This window comes from Variovorax sp. W2I14 (genome assembly GCF_050435205.1).
Classification (GTDB): Bacteria; Pseudomonadota; Gammaproteobacteria; order Burkholderiales; family Burkholderiaceae_C; genus Variovorax; species Variovorax paradoxus_C.
Genome location: NZ_JBNDJX010000001.1, coordinates 5,905,205 through 5,921,877, shown reverse-complemented (window position 1 = coordinate 5,921,877; position 16,673 = coordinate 5,905,205). Strand labels below are relative to the sequence as shown.

Genomic DNA, 16,673 nt, shown 5'->3' with positions numbered 1-16,673 from the left:
GGAGCCCCGAAGAAGCCATGCCCAACGCGCTCGAACTCACCGGCATCCGCAAGTCCTTCGACGGCTTCGCGGCCTTGACCGACGCCCACTTCGCCGCGCGCTGGGGCGAGGTGCACGCCCTGCTCGGGGAGAACGGCGCGGGCAAGTCCTCGCTGATGAACATCGCCGCCGGGCTCTATGCACCCGAGGCGGGTCAACTGCTGGTGGACGACAACCTGGTGCGCTTTGCCGGCCCGCGCGATGCCGCCCGGCACCGCATCGGCATGGTCCATCAGCACTTCAAGCTGGTGCGGCCGTTCACGGTGGCGCAGAACATCCTCCTTACCGCGCCGCCGCCGGCCGAGTTCCAGAGCCATGGCGAGCGGCTGCGCGAGATCGAACGCGATATCCGCAACAAGGCTGCGGAGCTGGGCTTCGAGATCGATCCCTCGAAGCGCATCGACGCGCTCTCGATTGCGGAGCAGCAGCGCGTGGAGATTCTCAAGGTGCTGCTGGCGGGCGCACGCATCCTGATCCTGGACGAGCCCACGGCCGTGCTGACCGACCAGGAGGCCGCGCGTCTCTTGCAGACCGTGCAGGGGCTCGCACGCGCAGGCGCCGCCGTGGTGCTGGTCACGCACAAGATGGCCGATGTGAAGACGTATGCCGACCGCGTGACGGTGATGCGCGGCGGGCGCACGGTGGCGACGCTGGTGCCAAGTGCGACGTCGGTGGACGAACTGGTGAAGCTGACCGTTGGCGAGTCTGTCGCAACGCAAGGCTTCCAGGCTGCGAAGGCGCCGCGCGGTCCGGTGCGTCTGTCCGTGCGCGGCCTGCGCTCAGCAGCATCGCCGCAGGGCCGCCGCGTGCTCGACGGTGTCGATCTCGACCTCCATGCAGGCGAGATCTACGGCCTGGCCGGCGTCGGCGGCAACGGCTAGGGCGAGCTGGCCGGCGCCATCATGGGTTTGCCGGGCGAAGCCCTCGAAGGCCAGATGCATCTGGCAGGCCACGGCGACCTCAAGACGATGACCGCACCGGCGCGCCGCAACGTCGGCATCGCCGCGATCCCGGCCGACCGCTACGGCCTTGCGCTGGCAGGCAACCTGTCGGTCGCCGAGAACTACGCCATCGGCCGCGTGCACAGCGGGCGCTACGGCCCCGTCTGGCATCTGCGCCGCGGACGCATCCAGCGCGACACGCAAGAAGCCGTGCGCGTCTTCGACGTGCTGGGGGTGCGCTCGGTGGCACAAAAGGCCGCGCTGCTCTCCGGCGGCAACGCCCAGAAGCTGGTGCTCGCGCGCGAGTTCGGCAAGTCGCCCACGCTGGTGCTCGCCCACAGCCCCAGCCGCGGGCTGGACGTGCGCGCCAGTGCCGAGGTGCATGCGCGCCTGCGCGCCGCGCGCGACAGCGGTGCCGCCGTGTTGCTGATCAGCGAGGACCTGGACGAAGTGCTGCAGCTGGCCGACCGCGTGGGCGTGATGACGCGCGGGCGCATCGCCGGCGAGTTCGCGCAACCGGCCGACCGGCAGGCCATCGGGCAGGCGATGGTGGACCATGGCTGAGGCATCGCTCGTTGCCATGGCACATCCCCCGACTGCCGACCTCAAGACATCTGCGGCCGTGCGCACGCCGCAGCCACTCGCCAGCCGCCGCTACACGCTGGAAATCCGCCAGCACATGGCCTGGCGCTGGCAGGCGCTGATCCTCGCGATCGCGCTGCTGGTCGGCTTCGCGATCTCCGCCGCCATCCTCGTGGCCGCGGGCGTGCCCGCCGACGAGCTCGCCAACGAGTTCGTGGTGCAGACCTTCCTGGACGGCCAGAACCTGCGCGCCGTGCTGTTCCAGGCCGCGCCGATGATCCTGGTCGGTCTTGCGGGCGCCATCGCGTTCCGCGCGCGCTTCTGGAACCTGGGCCTGGAAGGCCAGATGGTCTGGGGCGCCATCGGCGCGACCGCCGTCTCGATGTGGCAGATCGGCCCCGAGAACCTGCGCCTGCCGCTGATGTTCGCGGCCGCCGTGGGCTGCGGGTTGCTCTGGGTGCTGGGGCCGGCGTGGCTCAAGCTTCGCCTCGGCGTGAACGAGATCATCTCGACGCTGATGCTCAACTACATGGCGGCCAACTTCCTCTTGCACCTGGTCTACGGCAGCTGGAAGGACCCGAAGGACAACTTCCCCTACTCGCCGCAGTTCCGCGCCTTCGAGCGGCTGCCCGAGCTGGGCGCGGGCGTGGGCAGCGCGATCCTCCTGGCGGGCATCGTGGCGCTGCTGGCTTGGTGGCTGGTGGGCGTGAGCCGGGTGGGGCTGTACCTGCGCTTCGTCGATGCGAACCCGCGCGTGGCGCATGCCAACGGGGTGCCGGTGCGCCGCACGATCTATGGCGCGGTGCTGCTGTCGGGGGCGATGGCGGGGCTGGCGGGCTTTGCGGTGGCGGCGGGCCAGGAGGGGCGGCTCACGCAGGCCTTCTACCAGGGCTACGGCTTCTCGGGCATCCTGATTGCCTTCCTCGCGCGCAACAACCCGCTGGCGGCCACCGTGGTGGCGCTGCTGGTGGCGGCACTGTTCGTCACCGGCCGCAGCCTGCAGGTGTTCTACCAGGTGCCGTTCTCGATGGTGCAGCTGATCCAGGCCATCGTCGTGGTGTGCGTGGCGTCGAGCGACTTCTTCATTCGCCACCGGCTGCGCCGCGTGGGTGCTGGAACGTCGGAGGCTGCAGCATGAGCGGCAGCGTCATCCTCAACTGGCTTGCGAACACGCCGGACTTCGCGGTGCCCTACGCGCTGGCGGCGCTGGGCCTGATCATCTGCGAGCGCGCAGGTGTGCTCTCGCTCGGGGCCGAGGGATTGATGCTGGTGGGCGCGCTGGTGGGCATCGGTGCGCAGATCGCGCTCAGCCAACCAGTCGTGTCGCTGGTGCTGGCGATGCTGGCGGCCAGCCTTGTCTCGGTGCTGTTCGCGGTGATGGTGATCTGGCTGCGGGTGAACCAGGTGATCGCGGGCCTGGCGCTGGTGTTCTTCTGCCAGGGCCTCACGGCGCTGGTGGGCAGCCTGGCCGGGTGGACCAACCATGCCACCGAGGGCATCGGCACGATGGCGCTGGGGCCACTGTCGCTGCTGCCGGGGGTGGGCAGGTTGTTCGAGCAGAACGCGATGGTGTGGCTCACGCTGCCGATCTTCGGTGCGGTGGCCTGGTTCTTCGCGCGCACCTCAACAGGCCTGCGGCTGCGCGCAGTCGGCGAGAACCCGCAGGCGGCCGATGCGGCCGGCATCCGCATCACGGCGTGGCGCTTCGCTGCGGTGCTGGCGGGCTCCGCGCTGGTGGGCCTGGCAGGCGCCTACATCTCGGTGGTGAGCACCAAGCTGTGGATCGCGGGAATGACTGGCGGGCGCGGCTGGATCGCGGTGGGGCTGGTGATCTTTGCGCGCTGGTCGCCCTGGAAGGCGCTCATCGGCGCGCTGCTGTTCGGCTGCATCGAGGCGCTGATCCCGCAGCTGGCCGCGGCCGGGGTGCAGTTGCCGCAGTACTTCGTGATGATGACGCCGTATGCCGTGACGCTCGGGGTGATGGTCTGGGTCGCGCTCGGAAAGCGGAGCCATGACGACGAGCCTGGGGCGCTGGGCCAACCGTACGTGAGGGAAGAACGCCGATGAAGGCCTGGGTCTACAACAAGGAGCGCGAGCTCGACACGGCGCAGTTCGCCGACTACCTGAACCCCGCGACCACCGCGGTCGTCTCCATCGACATGCACCGCGGGCACCTGGACGACAGCCCCGACTGCCCGTGCCCCGCGCCGCGAGCCCGCGACGTGGTCGCGCCCATCGACAGCTTTCACGACGAGGTGCGCGCGCTGGGCGTGCGCATCGTGCACATCAAGTCGGTGCTGCGGCCGGGCGGCGAAGACGACATCCACGGCATTCCGGCCGCATGGCGGCGCACCTTTCCGCTGCATGTGGGCGCGATTCCCAACGCCGACGCGCACGCCATCGAAGGCTCGCGATGGACCGAATGGGTCACCCGCGTCGAGCCCGGCGACATGCGCGTGGACACGAAGCGCAGGCTCTCGGCCTTCTACCCGACCGACCTCGACTTCCTGCTGCGCAACCAGCGCATCGAGACCGTGGTGCTCAACGGCGGCTTCACCGATTGCTGCGTGCTGAACACCGCCTTCGACGCCAACAACCACAACTACCGCGTGATCGTGCTGCGCGACCTGGTGCGCGGCACCGACGCGCACCTGGAGGACGCCGCGCTCGCCATGGTGTCGTTGCACCTGGGGCTGGTGGTCGACTCGTCCGAACTGCTGCGCCAGTGGCGCGAATGAAAGGCGGCTAGCTGCGGCCCAGCCAGCGCTCGGCCACCGCCTGCATCTGCTGGCCCTGCGAGGCCTCCCACACCATCTCGGGCGCGGCCACGTGCACGCCCGGCGGCGCGATGCGCAGCGAGACATCGACCAGCTCGGCCACCTTGGAAGCGCGCACCGGCTGCTCGCTGCTCGGCACCATGAAGCGCACGATCGACAGCATCCAGGCGGCGAGCCGCTCGGCGGGATTGGCGAACTTCGCGTTCAGCGGCTTGCGCGCCGAGCGCACGAGGATCACGCGATCGAAACCGTTGGCGACCACCGCCTGCTCGTCCAGGCTCGCGAGGCCGCGCTTGAGCGCTTCGGGCAGCTTGCCCTGGTCGTGCGGCTGCACGATGGCCAGGGTCCGCACGCCGGAGGCGCGCAGCCATCGCGAGAGTTCGGGCAGGTCGGCGGGCTGCGGCACCCACAGCGCGCGCTCACGGTCGTGGTACAGCCGCGGCGGGTCGAAGGCGATGACCGCGGTGTCGGCCGAGGTCAACGGCCATTGCGCAATCGGAAGGTCGGGGCAGAGGTAGGTTTCGACGCCGCGCAGCCCGTCGCGGATCGGCTCGCGCGCCAGCACGCGGGCATGAGCATACCGATGGCTGCCCGCCAGCCGCCGCAGCAACTCCTGCCCCAGTGCGCCCGTTGCCCCCGCAATCAGCAGGGTTCCGGTGGCCGACGCCGCCGCAGGGCGCACGGCACGGTTCGCGGCCTGCAGCGCCTGGAGAGGGTCTATGGAATCGGAGGGCATGGAGGCACCTATGCTACCTTCCGCTTCTTCTCGCGGAGGTAATGCAAATGATGATGAAGCGCTGGTTCCTGATCCTCGCCGCGGCCGTTTCCCTGAGCGGATGCGGCTACAACGATTTCCAATCCCTCGACGAGGCCAGCAAGTCGGCCTGGAGCGAGGTGCTCAACCAGTACCAGCGGCGCGCCGACCTCGTGCCCAACATCGTCGCCACCGTGAAAGGCGAGGCCAGCTTCGAGCAGGACACGCTCACCAAGGTGATCGAGGCACGCGCCAAGGCCACCTCGATCCAGGTGACGCCCGAGACGCTCAACAACCCCGAGGCCTTCAACAAGTTCCAGCAGGCGCAGGGCGAGCTCTCCTCGGCGCTGTCGCGGCTGATGGTGGTGTCGGAGCGCTATCCCGAGCTCAAGGCCAACCAGGCCTTCCGCGACCTGCGCGTGACGCTCGAAGGCACCGAGAACCGCATCACCGTGGCGCGCAACCGCTACATCGAGAGCGTGCAGGAGTACAACGTGCTCGCACGCAGCTTCCCCACCAACATCACCGCCAAGATCTTCAGCTACGCGCCGAAGCCCAACTTCTCGGTGCAGAACGAAGCGCAGATCTCGACACCACCCACGGTCGACTTCAGCGCCCCGAAGAAGTAAGCAAGAAGCACCGATGGTTGCAGCCCTGATCCGCCGCGCGCTGGCTGCAGTCTTCATCGCAGTCCTTGCGCTGCCTGCGCTGGCGCAAGGACTGCTGCCCGTGCCGACGCTCACCGCGCGCGTCATCGACCAGACCGGCACGCTCGACGCCGCGCAGCGCTCGGGCCTCGAAACCAAGCTCGCCGCCTTCGAGCAGCGCAAAGGCTCGCAGATCGTGGTGCTGATGGTGCCGACCATTCAGCCCGAGGACATCGCCAGCTACGCGCAGCGCGTCGGCGACGCCTGGAAGATCGGCCGCAAGGACGTGGGCGACGGCCTCCTCGTGATCGTCGCCAAGGACGATCGCAAGATGCGCATCGCCACGGCCAAGGCGCTCGAAGGCGCGGTGCCCGACCTCGCGGCGGTTCGGATCATCGACGAGGAGATGAAGCCGCGCTTTCGCAACAACGACTTCGCGGGCGGACTGAATGCGGCGGTGGACCGGCTCATCGGCCTGGTCGATGGCGAGCCGCTGCCGGAGCCTTCGCGCAACAACAGCGGCAGCAACGGTTCAGGCGGTGACTTCGACTGGGAGAACCTCGCGATCTTCCTGTTCGTCGGCGTCTTCGTCGGCGCGCCGATCGTGCGCGCCATCCTGGGCAAGACGCTGGGCTCGGTCGTCATGGGCGGCGGCATCGGCGTGGTCGCGTTCTTTCTCACGACCAGCATGGTCATCGCGGTGATTGCCGGAATGATCGCGCTCATGGTCTCGCTGTTCTCGGGCCTTGCGGGCTTCGGTGGCGGTCGCCGCGGCGGAGGCGGTGGCGGATGGAGCAGCGGCGGGGGCGGCGGATGGGGTGGTGGCGGCGGAGGCGGGGGCGGAGGCTTCAGTTCCGGCGGCGGTGGCAATTTCGGCGGCGGCGGCGCTTCGGGAGACTGGTGAACATGGCAACGGCAACTGCAGAACCGACGCTCTTCTCGAAGCTGGGCCGCATCTGGCGCCATCGATGGACCGACGAAGCCGCGGTGCGCCGCGTGCTGCCGGCCGACGTGATGCAGCGCCTGGCGGCCCGCGTGGCCGCGAGCGAACGGCGCCACAGCGGCGAGGTCCGCATCTGCGTCGAGGCGGGCCTGCCGATGTCGTACCTCTGGCGCCATGCGCCGCCCCGGGAACGCGCCGTCACGCTGTTCGGCAAGCTGCGCGTGTGGGACACCGAGCACAACAACGGCGTGCTGATCTACCTGCTGCTGGCCGAGCACGCGATCGAGATCGTGGCCGACCGCGGCATCGATTCGCGCGTGGACGATGCCGAATGGGCCGCGATGGCGCAGCGCATGGGCGCGGCGTTCCGCGAAGGCCGTTTCGAGGACGGGCTCACGCAGGCGCTGGAAGAAATGTCAGCCTTGCTGGTGGCGCACTTTCCGTTGGCCGAAGACGAGGCCGATACCAACGAGTTGCCGGACGAGCCGGTCGTGCTTTGACTTTCTTTCTCCCTCCCCTTCCGGGGGAGGGTCGGGGTGGGGGCAGGCGGCGTATCCATTGAACGCTCTGCCTGCCCCCATCCCAACCTTCCCCCAGAGGGGGAAGGAGCAAAACCATCAATCCGATGGCGGCAGTGCCCACACGGTCTCGCCGCCCACTGCATAGAAGCGCCGCTCCGGCGCCGTCTCCATCAACCACCCGCCCGTGAACTCGCCGAAGGCCGGCAGCACGGCCTGCCGCGCATCGCTCACGAAACAGGGCAGCCGCACGCTGTCGCGCCCTCGCCCGTAAAGCCTGCACGCCGGATGCAGGTGTCCCGCGAGCACGAAGTGCGTGGCGTGCGATTGCGGATGGTGGCAGCAGGCGAAGGGGCCGAGCAGGAACGGCTCGTCGACCACCTCGATGCCCAGCGCCGCCGGCGGATCGCCCGCGCGGCTGTCGTGGTTGCCGCGCACCAGCGTCATCGCCAAGTCTGCGTGTGTGGAGCGCCAGGCTTCGAGCGCGGCCAGCACCTGCGGCGTGCGGGCCTGCGCCGCGTGCAGGAAATCGCCGAGAAAGACGATGTGCCCGGGCGCATGCCTGGCGATCAAGTCGTCGAGCCGCGCGAGGTTCTCCTGCGTGGTGCCGCCCGGCACCGGCTGCCCCAGCGCGCGGTAGGTCGCGGCCTTGCCGATGTGCAGATCGGCGATGAACAGCACGCGTCCGCCGGGCCACCAGAGCGCACGTTCGGGCAGCAGGTGCAGCAACTCGCCGGCCCATTGGACAGCGAGCGTGGAGGCGGTAAGGTGCGAGGAAGTCACGGCCAAGGAGTGTCGCAAAAGACGCGCAAACCGGCCGCCACCTTGCAATTCAACCGGACGAGCCCCAGTTTTTCCTCATGACCGAATCGCCCCCGAAGCTCATCGTCTGCCCGCACTGCCACACGACCAACCGCGTGCGCGCGGAGCAGCTGGGCAGCGCACCCGATTGCGGCAGTTGCCACAAGGCGCTGTTCACCGGCCACTCCACCGCGCTCCCGGATGCGGCCACCTTCGACCGCCACATCGCGCGCAACGAGATCCCGGTGCTGGTCGATTTCTGGGCGCCCTGGTGCGGCCCTTGCCGCCAGATGGCGCCCGGCTACGAACAGGCCGCGGCCCAGCTCGAACCGCACGTGCGCCTGGCCAAGGTCGACACCGAGGCCGTGCCCGCGCTTGGCGCTCGCTTCAACATCCGCAGCATCCCGACGTTGGCGTTGTTCCGCGGCGGCCGCGAAGTGGCACGGCAGGCCGGCGCGATGGGCGCGGCGGACATCGTGCGGTGGGTGAAAGCAAACGGCGGCTGATTGATCGGCTCACAACGGCGGCAGCGGCCTTGACGGCCGCCTGCGCTCGCGCCGTGGCTTGGGCGGCGACTTGCCCGGCCCCTCCTGCCCGAACGCCAGCGTGCTCTTCACGCGCTCCACGCCACCGGCCGTGACCACGCCGCCCGCGGCCTTTTCGAGTTGCTCGACCATGCGCGCAATGCGGTCGGCCACGTTCTCGTTCGACAGCTTCTCGCGGAACAGCTCGACCATCAGCGGAAACGAAAACGGCGTCGGCCGCTCGAGCGCCTTCAGCACGAGTTGCTGCGTGGCCATGCGCTCGAGGCTCGCACGCAGGCGTCCGATTTCCAGCTCCTGCGACAGCAGTTCCTTCTCGGCCTGCTGCAGCAGCTTGTTCTCTGGGTCGTACTTGCGAAACACCTCCCAGAACAACGACGACGACGCCTGCAGTTGCCGGCTGCTGCGCTTCTCGCCCGGATAGCCCTGGAAGATCAGCCCCGAGACGCGCGCGATCTCGCGAAAGCGCCGCTGCGCCAGTTCGCCCGCATTGAGCGATGCCAGCACCTCGTGCAGCAGCGCCGTGTGGGCGTCGGTGTCGCCGTCGCCTTCCGGCAGGCGCAGCACCTGCGGCAGCAGTGCGGGCCAGTCGACCTCGGTCGCGCTCAGCAGCTCGAAGCCGTAGTCATTGACCGCGATCGAGAAGGTGCGCGCCTCGTGCTGCGCGACGCGCCAGGCCAGCAGGCTCGCAAGCCCCAGGTGCACGTGCCGGCCCGCAAACGGATAGAGGAAGAGATGCGAGCCCTCGCGCGTCTTCAGCGTCTCGGCGAGCAGCGTCTGCGGTGTAGGGAGCGCCGACCATTGCTGCTGGATTTCGAGCAGCGGCCGCACGCACTGCAGCTCGGGCGAGTCGTAGTGCGCCTCTCCCGCCCGCGCGAGCTGCTGCACCACTGCGTCGGCCAGCGTGTTCGACAGCGGCATGCGCCCGCCGTTCCAGCGCGGCACCGCGGCGCGCTTGCCGGTGGCGCGCCGCACCCAGGCCGTCATGTCGTGGATGCGCACGAGTTCGAGCAGGCGGCCGCCGAACAGGAAGCAGTCGCCCGGCTTCATGCGCGCGACGAAACCTTCTTCGACGCTGCCGATCTTTGCGCCGCCCAGGTACTGCACCGCCATGCTCGCGTCGCTCACGATGGTGCCGATGTTCATGCGGTGGCGCCGCGCGAGCCGCGCATCGGGCACGCGCCACACGCCCTCTGCATCGGGCACGACGCGCTTGTAGTCCGGGTACGCCGCAAGCGACGGGCCGCCCTGCGAGACGAAGTCGAGGCACCACTGCCAGCTCTCGCGCGAGAGCGATGCATAGGCCGCAGTGCCGCGCACTTCCTCGTAGAGATCGTCGGGCACGAAGCCACCGCCGAGCGCCACCGTCACCAGGTGCTGCACCAGCACATCGAGCGGCTGGTCGGGCGAATGGCGCGCCTCGATGTGCCCTTCTGCAATCGCGGTGCGCGCCGCAGCGCCCTCCACCATCTCGATGCTGTGCGTGGGCACGAGCGTGATGCGCGACGGCCGCCCCGGCGCATGGCCCGAACGGCCCGCGCGCTGCAGCAGCCGCGCCACGCCCTTGGGCGAGCCGATCTGCAGCACACGCTCGACCGGCAGGAAATCCACGCCCAGGTCCAGACTCGAAGTGCACACCACCGCCTTGAGCGCGCCGCTCTTCAGGCCCAGCTCCACCCATTCGCGCACCGCGCGGTCGAGCGACCCGTGGTGCAGCGCGATGGTTCCGGCCCACTCGGGCCTGGCTTCGAGCATCGCCTGGTACCAGATCTCGGCCTGCGAACGCGTGTTGGTGAAGACCAGCGTGGTGCTGCTCGCGGCGATCTCATCGATCACCTGCGGCAGCATCGTGAGACCCAGGTGTCCGCCCCACGGAAAGCGCTCGGCACGGCCGGGCAGCAGCGAATCGATGACAAGCTTCTTCGGCACCTGGCCCTGCACGAGCACGCCGTCTTCGTGGCCCAGCAGCGAATGCATCGCCTCCTGCAGGTTGCCGAGCGTGGCCGACATCCCCCAGACCGCGAGGCCCGGGTTCCATCGCTCGAGCCGCGCGAGCGCGAGCTGCACCTGCACGCCGCGCTTGTTGCCGAGCAGCTCATGCCACTCGTCGACGACGACCATCCTCACGCGGCCCAGCACAACGCTGGCATCGGCGCGTGCGAGCAACAGCGAGAGGCTTTCGGGCGTGGTGACGAGCACGGTCGGCAGCCGTTCGTTCTGCGCGCTGCGCTCGGCCGACGAGGTGTCGCCGCTGCGCGCGCCGGCGCTCCACGGATGCACCTCGGCGCCGAGGGCTTCGAGCGGCTGCTTCAACGCACGCAGCGTGTCGGCGGCGAGCGCACGCATGGGCGTGAGCCACAGCACCGTGAGCGGCGGTGCGGCGGGCCGCGCGGTTTCCTTGCGCGCCTGCGAAAACACCTGCAGCGCGCCGAGCCACACCGCATAGGTCTTGCCCGCGCCGGTGGTCGCATGCAGCATGCCGGACTTGCCAGCGGCAATCGCCTTCCACACTTCGCGCTGGAACTTGAACGGCTTCCATCCGCGCGCAGCGAACCATTCATCGAGATCAGCCTCGACGGTCTTGCTCCTTCCCCTCCCCGGGGAAGGTTGGGATGGAGGCGCGCGGCCTTCGACAAGCTGCTGATCCTTGATACGCCGCTTGCCCCCACCCGGGCCCTCCCCCGGAAGGGGAGGGAGAAATGCGGGGTCGGTCGGGTCGGTCATGACGGCAGCAGCGCAGCCAGCGTCTGCAGCGTGTCGGCTTCCGCCACCGGCTTGTCTTCGCGCCATCGCAGCATGCGCGGAAAGCGCACCGCGATGCCGCTCTTGTGCCGCGTGCTGCGCGCGATGCCTTCGAAGCCCAGCTCGAACACCAGCGTCGGCTTGACGCTCTTCACCGGCCCGAAGCTCTCGACCGTGGTCTTGCGGATGATCGCGTCCACGCGCGCCATCTCCGCATCGGTGAGCCCCGAATACGCCTTGGCGAACGGCACGAGCTTGCGGTCGACTTGGTCGGGCGGGCCGTCCCACACCGCGAAGGTGTAGTCGCTGAAGAGGCTTGCGCGGCGGCCGTGCCCGCGCTGCGCGTAGATGAGCACGGCATCGATGCTGAGCGGATCGATCTTCCACTTCCACCACACGCCCACATCCTTCGTGCGGCCCACGCCGTACTGCGCGTCGCGGCGCTTGAGCATCATTCCTTCGACGCCCATGGTGCGCGCCGCTTCGCGCTGCCGCGCGAGATCGCTCCAGTCGAGGCCGGTGAGCATCGGGCTGGGCAGCAGCGACGGATGCTGCATGCGCACGACGAGGTCGTCGAGCAGCACGCGGCGCGCCGATTGAGGCTCTGCGCGCAGGTCGCGCCCTTCCCATTCGAGCAGGTCGTACGCGATCAGCACCACGGGGATGTCGCGCAGCAGCTTGGCGCCGAGCGTCTTGCGGCCGATGCGCTTCTGCAGTTCGGCGAAGGGCTGCACCTTATCTTCGCGCCACACGGCAATCTCGCCGTCGAGCACCGTGCCGTCAGGCAACGCTTCACCGAGCACGGCGAGCTCAGGGAAGCGCTCGGTCACCAGCTCTTCACCGCGCGACCACAGCCACACCACGCCCGCACGCTTGACCAGCTGCGCGCGGATGCCGTCCCACTTCCATTCCACGATCCAGTCGGCCGGCGGGCCCAGCACCGCATCGAACTGTTCGAGCGGAATGTTGAACGGGTGCGCTAGGAAGAAGGGGTACGGCTGCCCGCTGGTCTTCTGCACCTGCTCGGAATCCGACTCCGGTGCGATCAGCGTCGCGTAGTCGCCCGCCTGCGGCCGCGCGCCGATGTGCGTGTAGCCCATCAGCCGCTGTGCGACGCGCTTGGCATCGATGCCGCCCACGGCCGCGAGCGCCTGCGTGACCTGCAGCTTCGACACGCCGACGCGGAACGCGCCCGTGATGAGCTTGAAGTACACCAGCCGCTCCTCGGCCGCGAGCTGACGCCACTGGGCGCGCAGCCGGTCCGCCAATTCTTCCGGCGCGGTCTTCGCAGCCTCGCGCAGCGGCAGCAGATGCTGCTCGACCCAGGCCGCGAGCCCGAGGTCATGCACTTCGCTCGGCGGCGGCAGCAGGAGCGCGATGGTCTCGGCAAGATCGCCGACCGCGTCGTAGCTCTCGTCGAACAGCCACTCGGGCATGCCCGCGGCTTCCTGCGCGAGGAGGCGCAGCAGCTTGGTGGGCACGAGCTGGCGCGGCTTGCCGCCGGCGAGGAAGTAGACGGCCCATGCGGCATCGGCCGCGTCGGCGTTGCGCAGGTAGCGCTGCAATGCGGCTTGCTTCGCGAGGCTGGATGTGCTCGCATCGAGTTCGCGGTAAAGCGCCGCGAAGTCCTTCATGTCTTCGCTCCTTCCCCTTCCGGGGGAAGGTTGGGATGGGGGCTGGCAGCGTCCCCATCGAGCGCCGCTGGCCCCCTCCCCTGCCCTCCCCCGGAAGGGGAGGGAGTCTCTTGGTCATCTTCGTCTCCGTACTCGGTCTTGAAGCCCTGCGCATCGAGCCCGTTCTCCGTGAGCCACCGCACCATCACCTGCACGCTGCCATGCGTGACGAACACGCGCTCGGCGCCCGTGCCCGCAATGGCCTGCTGCAGGCCGGGCCAGTCGGCGTGGTCGGACATGACGAAGCCGCGGTCCACGCCGCGCCGACGCCGCGTGCCGCGCAGTTGCATCCAGCCGCTCGCGAAGGCATCGGCGTAGTTGCCGAAGCGCTTCATCCACGGCGTGCCCTGCGCGGACGGCGGTGCGAGCACAAGGGAGCGCTTGAGCAGTGCCGCATCGACGCCGGCATCGGAGACGCGCACCGTTTCCGGCAGCGCCACGCCCGCCGCCCGGTACACGGCATTGAGCGGCTCGACCGCGCCGTGCACGACGATCGGCCCGATCGACGCATCGACCCCGTGCAGGATGCGCTGCGCCTTGCCGAAGGCATAGCAGAACAGCACCGACGCGCGGCCGGCCTCCGCATTGGCGCGCCACCACGCATCGATCTCCGCGAACAGCACCGCCTGCGTGGGCCAGCGGTAGATCGGCAGGCCGAAGGTCGACTCGGTGATGAAGGTGTCGCAGGGCACGGGCTCGAAGGGCGTACAGGTGCCATCGGGCTCGGTCTTGTAGTCGCCCGAGGCGACCCACACGCGGCCGCCGTGTTCGAGCCGCACCTGCGCCGAGCCGAGCACATGGCCGGCAGGATGCAGCGAGAGGCGCACACCGTGGTGCTCGATGGCTTCGCCGTAAGGGAGCGTCTGCAGGTTGATGTCCGCGCCGAGCCGCGTGCGCAGCGTGCCGGCGCTGTCGGTGTGCGCAAGGTAATGCGCGTGGCCGATGCGGGCATGGTCGGAATGCGCGTGCGTGATGACCGCGCGCGCCACCGGCCGCCACGGGTCGATGTAGAAATCGCCGGGCGGGCAATACAGGCCCTCGGGCCGGGCGACGACGAGATCCACCTTGTCGGGCATGGCCGCCATCGTAGGCCGGGGCGGGCGGCCGCGCTGCCGAACGGCGACCGCGAAGCGGTGTGGGCCGGCGCCTACTTGCCTGCTACTTCTTGCCGCGCGCGCCCATCATGTCGTTCACGTTCATCTTCATGCCGTTCATCACCATGTCCCCTGGCTTCTGGTCGGGCTTGCAGGGGCCGACCCAGCGGGCCTCCACGACGGTGGTGGCACCGGCGCGGCCCATGAGCGGCGGGCTGTAGGTCGACTTGCTCTCCAGGCGGTAGGCCGTGCTGAGGTCACCGGTCATCACGGCCTGCGAGGTGGCCGTGGTCTGGCCGATCTTGCAGACCGAGTCGATCACCAGCTTGCCGCCCTCCATGCGCATGTCCTGCTTGGCGCACATGTCCTTGCCCATGCCCTGGCCCATGTCGCGCAGTATCTTGTCGGTGGCGGCGTCGATGCATTGCTGGATGGCCTGGGGGCTCCCCTTGCTGCCGGGGCCATCGCTGGTCTGCATTTCCCAGAGGCCCGGTTTGCGCACGGGGTAGTCGAGGGCGAAGGCGGCGCCGGCGCCAAGGCCGGTGGCCACCATGCAGGCAGCGGCAACGGACGAACGGATCTTCATGAGGGCTCCTGCATCGGATGAAAGGCGATGGCAGGTTGTACCGCAGGCGGCACGCCCGGCAAATACAACGGCCGGCCTACACCGGGCGCGCGCCCACGGGCTGCATGGCCACGCCGCGCTCGCGCGAGACGAAGCCGAGCGCGAGGCCCAGCGCCAGCCCGCCGAGCACGTCGATCAGCACATGCTGGCGCACCGCCATCGTCGAATACACGATGGCCACGGCCCATGCCACGTTGAAGAGGCGCAGCCATGCGGGCGCGCCAGCGTCTCGCAACTGCCGCGCGAGCACGATGCAGGTGAACACCGAGAACGACACATGCAGTGACGGAAAGGCATTGCCGGCCGAGTCGACCGTCTTCAGGAAATGCAGCGACGTGCCCGGCGTGGCATCGATCGTGAAGTTCGGTATCGCCGTGGGCATGAACCAGAAGACGACCAGCGCAAGCGCCGTCATCGCCGCGCAGCCGAACGAGAAGCTCCACAGCTCGCGCTTGTCTTTGGCCAGCAGCACCGGCAGCGCGATGTAGCCCCAGAGCGAGAGATAGATGGGCAGCACCGCCGGCCAGAACGCGATCAGCCGGTCGAACGCGGTGAGCGGCAGCACCCACGCCTGGCCCGCGTTCTTCATGATCCAGAAGTACAGCGGAAAGAAGCCGATGGTGGCGACGGTGTTGCCGATCAGCTTCAGCGGCCACAGCGTCTTGCAGCGCAGCCACAGGGCGCGCAGCCATTCCATGGAAGAGGATTCGTCCAAAGAGGAATGCGTCATGGATGCCGATGGCAACGCGGCATGGCCTCGCGGGTGCGAGGCCGGCGCATCACCAGGGCGTCCACTTTAATTGGCTTTGGGCCGAAGCCACCGTGCGCTCGATGAAGCGCACGCCGCGCGCGCCGTCTTCCACGCGCGGATAGTCCGCTGCGAGCGGATCGGCCGACTGCCCCGCGAGCCGCGCGCGGATGTCCGCCGCCACGCCCGCGTAGATGTTCGCGAAGGCCTCGATGAAGCCTTCGGGATGGCCCGTCGGCAACCGGCTCGCGCGCCGCGCCGCCTCGCACAGCCACGGCCCGCCGCGCGTGAAGATGCGCTTGGGCCCGTCGTGCGGCAGGTGCATCAATTGGCTCGGCTGCTCCTGGTGCCATTCGAGCGTGCCGAGCGCGCCCGAGATGCGCAGGCGCAGGTCGTTCTCGAGACCGGTGCTGATCTGCGAGGCGATCAAGACGCCGCGCGCACCACCCTTGAAGCGCAGCAGCAGGCTGCCGTCGTCGTCGAGCATGCGGCCCGGCACATGCGCGGTGAGGTCGGCGCAGAGGCTTTCGATTTCGAGGCCCGTGATGCTCGCGACGAGGTTCTCGGCATGCGAGCCGATGTCGCCGATGGCACCGGCCGCGCCGCTGCGCGCGGGGTCGGTGCGCCAGTCGGCCTGCTTGTTGCTGCCGCTGCCCTCGACATGGCTCGCGAGCCAGCCCTGGTTGTATTCGACGACGATCTTGCGGATGTCCCCGAGCTGGCCCGAGCGCACCATCTCGCGCGCCTGCCGCACCATCGGGTAGCCGGTGTAGTTGTAGGTGACGCCGAACACCGTGCCCTGCTTCGCGACGGTGGCGACCAGCGCATCGGCCTGATCGCGCGTGTGCACCAGCGGCTTGTCGCACACGACGTGAAAGCCCGCATCGGCGAACGCCTGCGCGACCGGAAAGTGCACATGGTTCGGCGTGACGATCGAGACGAAGTCGATGCGCTCATTCGCGGGGCGTTTCAATTCATCGGCGAGCAGCGTCTGCCATTCGCCGTGGTTGCGGTCGTCGGCCAGGCCCAGGTCGCGGCCCGAGGCGCGCGCCTTGTCGGGACTCGACGAAAGCGCGCCCGCGACGAATTCGATCTGGCCGTCGAGCGCCATGGCTTTGCGGTGCACGGCGCCGATGAAGGCGTCGCGACCGCCGCCGACCATGGCGTAGCGGAGCTTGCGGAGAGGTATGGAGCTCATGGGTATTTGGCTTCCGTGTTGTCCCCTCTCCCCTTGGGGAGAGGGTTAG

17 protein-coding genes are annotated in these 16,673 nt (G+C 69.1%); 9 read left to right on the top strand and 8 right to left on the bottom strand.

Annotation, left to right across the window (positions count from 1 at the left end; translation table 11 throughout):
- Positions 1 to 17: 17 nt before the first annotated feature.
- Genes QF040_RS27710 through QF040_RS27690 form a run of 5 tightly spaced genes read left to right on the top strand, consistent with a single transcriptional unit; the run spans position 18 to position 4,300 of the window.
- On the top strand, positions 18 to 920 hold the full coding sequence (locus QF040_RS27710) for an ATP-binding cassette domain-containing protein (RefSeq protein WP_429613650.1): 903 nt from the start codon (positions 18 to 20) through the stop codon (positions 918 to 920).
- A gap of 21 nt (positions 921 to 941) precedes the next feature.
- A complete protein-coding gene (locus QF040_RS27705) occupies positions 942 to 1,544 on the top strand; it encodes a hypothetical protein (RefSeq protein WP_429613649.1) in 603 nt (200 codons plus the stop codon).
- Positions 1,537 to 2,700 carry an ABC transporter permease gene (locus tag QF040_RS27700; protein ID WP_429613648.1) on the top strand — a complete coding sequence of 388 codons (1,164 nt, stop codon included), beginning with the start codon at positions 1,537 to 1,539 and terminating at the stop codon, positions 2,698 to 2,700. Before QF040_RS27705 ends, QF040_RS27700 begins: the two co-directional genes overlap by 8 nt.
- A complete protein-coding gene (locus QF040_RS27695) occupies positions 2,697 to 3,629 on the top strand; it encodes an ABC transporter permease (protein ID WP_429613647.1) in 933 nt (310 codons plus the stop codon). Before QF040_RS27700 ends, QF040_RS27695 begins: the two co-directional genes overlap by 4 nt.
- Positions 3,626 to 4,300 carry a cysteine hydrolase family protein gene (locus tag QF040_RS27690; protein ID WP_429613646.1) on the top strand — a complete coding sequence of 225 codons (675 nt, stop codon included), beginning with the start codon at positions 3,626 to 3,628 and terminating at the stop codon, positions 4,298 to 4,300. The genes QF040_RS27695 and QF040_RS27690 overlap by 4 nt, the downstream gene beginning before the upstream one ends.
- A 7-nt stretch (positions 4,301 to 4,307) precedes the next feature.
- On the opposite strand, the gene QF040_RS27685 is transcribed toward QF040_RS27690, so the two are convergent.
- Positions 4,308 to 5,075 carry a hypothetical protein gene (locus QF040_RS27685; protein ID WP_429613645.1) on the bottom strand — a complete coding sequence of 256 codons (768 nt, stop codon included), beginning with the start codon at positions 5,073 to 5,075 and terminating at the stop codon, positions 4,308 to 4,310.
- A 47-nt stretch (positions 5,076 to 5,122) separates the two neighbouring features.
- On the opposite strand from QF040_RS27685, the gene QF040_RS27680 reads away from it, so the two are divergent.
- Genes QF040_RS27680 through QF040_RS27670 form a run of 3 tightly spaced genes read left to right on the top strand, consistent with a single transcriptional unit; the run spans position 5,123 to position 7,183 of the window.
- A complete protein-coding gene (locus QF040_RS27680) occupies positions 5,123 to 5,722 on the top strand; it encodes a LemA family protein (protein WP_013543848.1) in 600 nt (199 codons plus the stop codon).
- 13 nt (positions 5,723 to 5,735) lie between these two features.
- Positions 5,736 to 6,644, top strand: a complete 909-nt coding sequence (locus QF040_RS27675; RefSeq protein WP_429613644.1) for a TPM domain-containing protein — start codon at positions 5,736 to 5,738, stop codon at positions 6,642 to 6,644.
- Positions 6,645 to 6,646: 2 nt separating this feature from the next.
- Positions 6,647 to 7,183: a TPM domain-containing protein gene (locus QF040_RS27670; RefSeq protein WP_307511178.1), complete on the top strand. Its 537-nt coding sequence runs from the start codon at positions 6,647 to 6,649 to the stop codon at positions 7,181 to 7,183.
- Between the two features lie 117 nt (positions 7,184 to 7,300).
- Here QF040_RS27670 and pdeM read toward each other — a convergent pair whose 3' ends face one another.
- Positions 7,301 to 7,984 carry a ligase-associated DNA damage response endonuclease PdeM gene (gene pdeM / locus QF040_RS27665; RefSeq protein ID WP_429613643.1) on the bottom strand — a complete coding sequence of 228 codons (684 nt, stop codon included), beginning with the start codon at positions 7,982 to 7,984 and terminating at the stop codon, positions 7,301 to 7,303.
- Positions 7,985 to 8,061: 77 nt separating this feature from the next.
- Between pdeM and trxC the strand changes: the two genes are divergently transcribed.
- Positions 8,062 to 8,508: a thioredoxin TrxC gene (trxC, locus tag QF040_RS27660; RefSeq protein ID WP_306882573.1), complete on the top strand. Its 447-nt coding sequence runs from the start codon at positions 8,062 to 8,064 to the stop codon at positions 8,506 to 8,508.
- Between the two features lie 9 nt (positions 8,509 to 8,517).
- On the opposite strand, the gene QF040_RS27655 is transcribed toward trxC, so the two are convergent.
- The 6 genes from QF040_RS27655 to QF040_RS27630 all read right to left on the bottom strand — a co-directional run bounded on the left by QF040_RS27655 (position 8,518) and on the right by QF040_RS27630 (position 16,624).
- Positions 8,518 to 11,268, bottom strand: coding sequence for a ligase-associated DNA damage response DEXH box helicase (locus QF040_RS27655; RefSeq protein WP_429613642.1), 2,751 nt, complete (start codon positions 11,266 to 11,268; stop codon positions 8,518 to 8,520).
- The gene (locus tag QF040_RS27650) at positions 11,265 to 12,920 is read right to left on the bottom strand and encodes an ATP-dependent DNA ligase (protein ID WP_429613641.1); all 1,656 of its coding nucleotides are present in this window, start codon (positions 12,918 to 12,920) and stop codon (positions 11,265 to 11,267) included. Before QF040_RS27650 ends, QF040_RS27655 begins: the two co-directional genes overlap by 4 nt.
- Entirely contained in the window at positions 12,917 to 14,044 is a 1,128-nt protein-coding gene (locus QF040_RS27645; protein ID WP_429613640.1) for a ligase-associated DNA damage response exonuclease, read from the bottom strand. Before QF040_RS27645 ends, QF040_RS27650 begins: the two co-directional genes overlap by 4 nt.
- A 73-nt stretch (positions 14,045 to 14,117) precedes the next feature.
- Positions 14,118 to 14,639, bottom strand: a complete 522-nt coding sequence (locus QF040_RS27640) for a DUF3617 domain-containing protein (protein ID WP_429613639.1) — start codon at positions 14,637 to 14,639, stop codon at positions 14,118 to 14,120.
- Between the two features lie 76 nt (positions 14,640 to 14,715).
- Positions 14,716 to 15,375, bottom strand: coding sequence for a phosphatase PAP2 family protein (locus tag QF040_RS27635; RefSeq protein WP_429613638.1), 660 nt, complete (start codon positions 15,373 to 15,375; stop codon positions 14,716 to 14,718).
- An 82-nt stretch (positions 15,376 to 15,457) separates the two neighbouring features.
- A complete protein-coding gene (locus tag QF040_RS27630; RefSeq protein WP_429613637.1) occupies positions 15,458 to 16,624 on the bottom strand; it encodes a Gfo/Idh/MocA family protein in 1,167 nt (388 codons plus the stop codon).
- Between the last annotated feature and the right edge of the window lie 49 nt (positions 16,625 to 16,673).

Bases quoted from the DNA above. Each gene is read 5' to 3' on its own strand.
- QF040_RS27655 (WP_429613642.1), bottom strand. From the start codon at position 11,268: ATGACCGACCCGACCGACCCCGCATTTCTCCCTCCCCTTCCGGGGGAG.
- QF040_RS27695 (WP_429613647.1), top strand. From the start codon at position 2,697: ATGAGCGGCAGCGTCATCCTCAACTGGCTTGCGAACACGCCGGACTTC.
- QF040_RS27670 (WP_307511178.1), top strand. From the start codon at position 6,647: ATGGCAACGGCAACTGCAGAACCGACGCTCTTCTCGAAGCTGGGCCGC.
- QF040_RS27650 (WP_429613641.1), bottom strand. From the start codon at position 12,920: ATGAAGGACTTCGCGGCGCTTTACCGCGAACTCGATGCGAGCACATCC.
- QF040_RS27645 (WP_429613640.1), bottom strand. From the start codon at position 14,044: ATGGCGGCCATGCCCGACAAGGTGGATCTCGTCGTCGCCCGGCCCGAG.
- QF040_RS27690 (WP_429613646.1), top strand. From the start codon at position 3,626: ATGAAGGCCTGGGTCTACAACAAGGAGCGCGAGCTCGACACGGCGCAG.
- QF040_RS27705 (WP_429613649.1), top strand. From the start codon at position 942: ATGGGTTTGCCGGGCGAAGCCCTCGAAGGCCAGATGCATCTGGCAGGC.
- QF040_RS27675 (WP_429613644.1), top strand. From the start codon at position 5,736: ATGGTTGCAGCCCTGATCCGCCGCGCGCTGGCTGCAGTCTTCATCGCA.
- trxC (WP_306882573.1), top strand. From the start codon at position 8,062: ATGACCGAATCGCCCCCGAAGCTCATCGTCTGCCCGCACTGCCACACG.
- QF040_RS27680 (WP_013543848.1), top strand. From the start codon at position 5,123: ATGATGATGAAGCGCTGGTTCCTGATCCTCGCCGCGGCCGTTTCCCTG.
- QF040_RS27700 (WP_429613648.1), top strand. From the start codon at position 1,537: ATGGCTGAGGCATCGCTCGTTGCCATGGCACATCCCCCGACTGCCGAC.
- QF040_RS27685 (WP_429613645.1), bottom strand. From the start codon at position 5,075: ATGCCCTCCGATTCCATAGACCCTCTCCAGGCGCTGCAGGCCGCGAAC.
- QF040_RS27635 (WP_429613638.1), bottom strand. From the start codon at position 15,375: ATGGAATGGCTGCGCGCCCTGTGGCTGCGCTGCAAGACGCTGTGGCCG.
- QF040_RS27630 (WP_429613637.1), bottom strand. From the start codon at position 16,624: ATGAGCTCCATACCTCTCCGCAAGCTCCGCTACGCCATGGTCGGCGGC.
- QF040_RS27710 (WP_429613650.1), top strand. From the start codon at position 18: ATGCCCAACGCGCTCGAACTCACCGGCATCCGCAAGTCCTTCGACGGC.
- QF040_RS27640 (WP_429613639.1), bottom strand. From the start codon at position 14,639: ATGAAGATCCGTTCGTCCGTTGCCGCTGCCTGCATGGTGGCCACCGGC.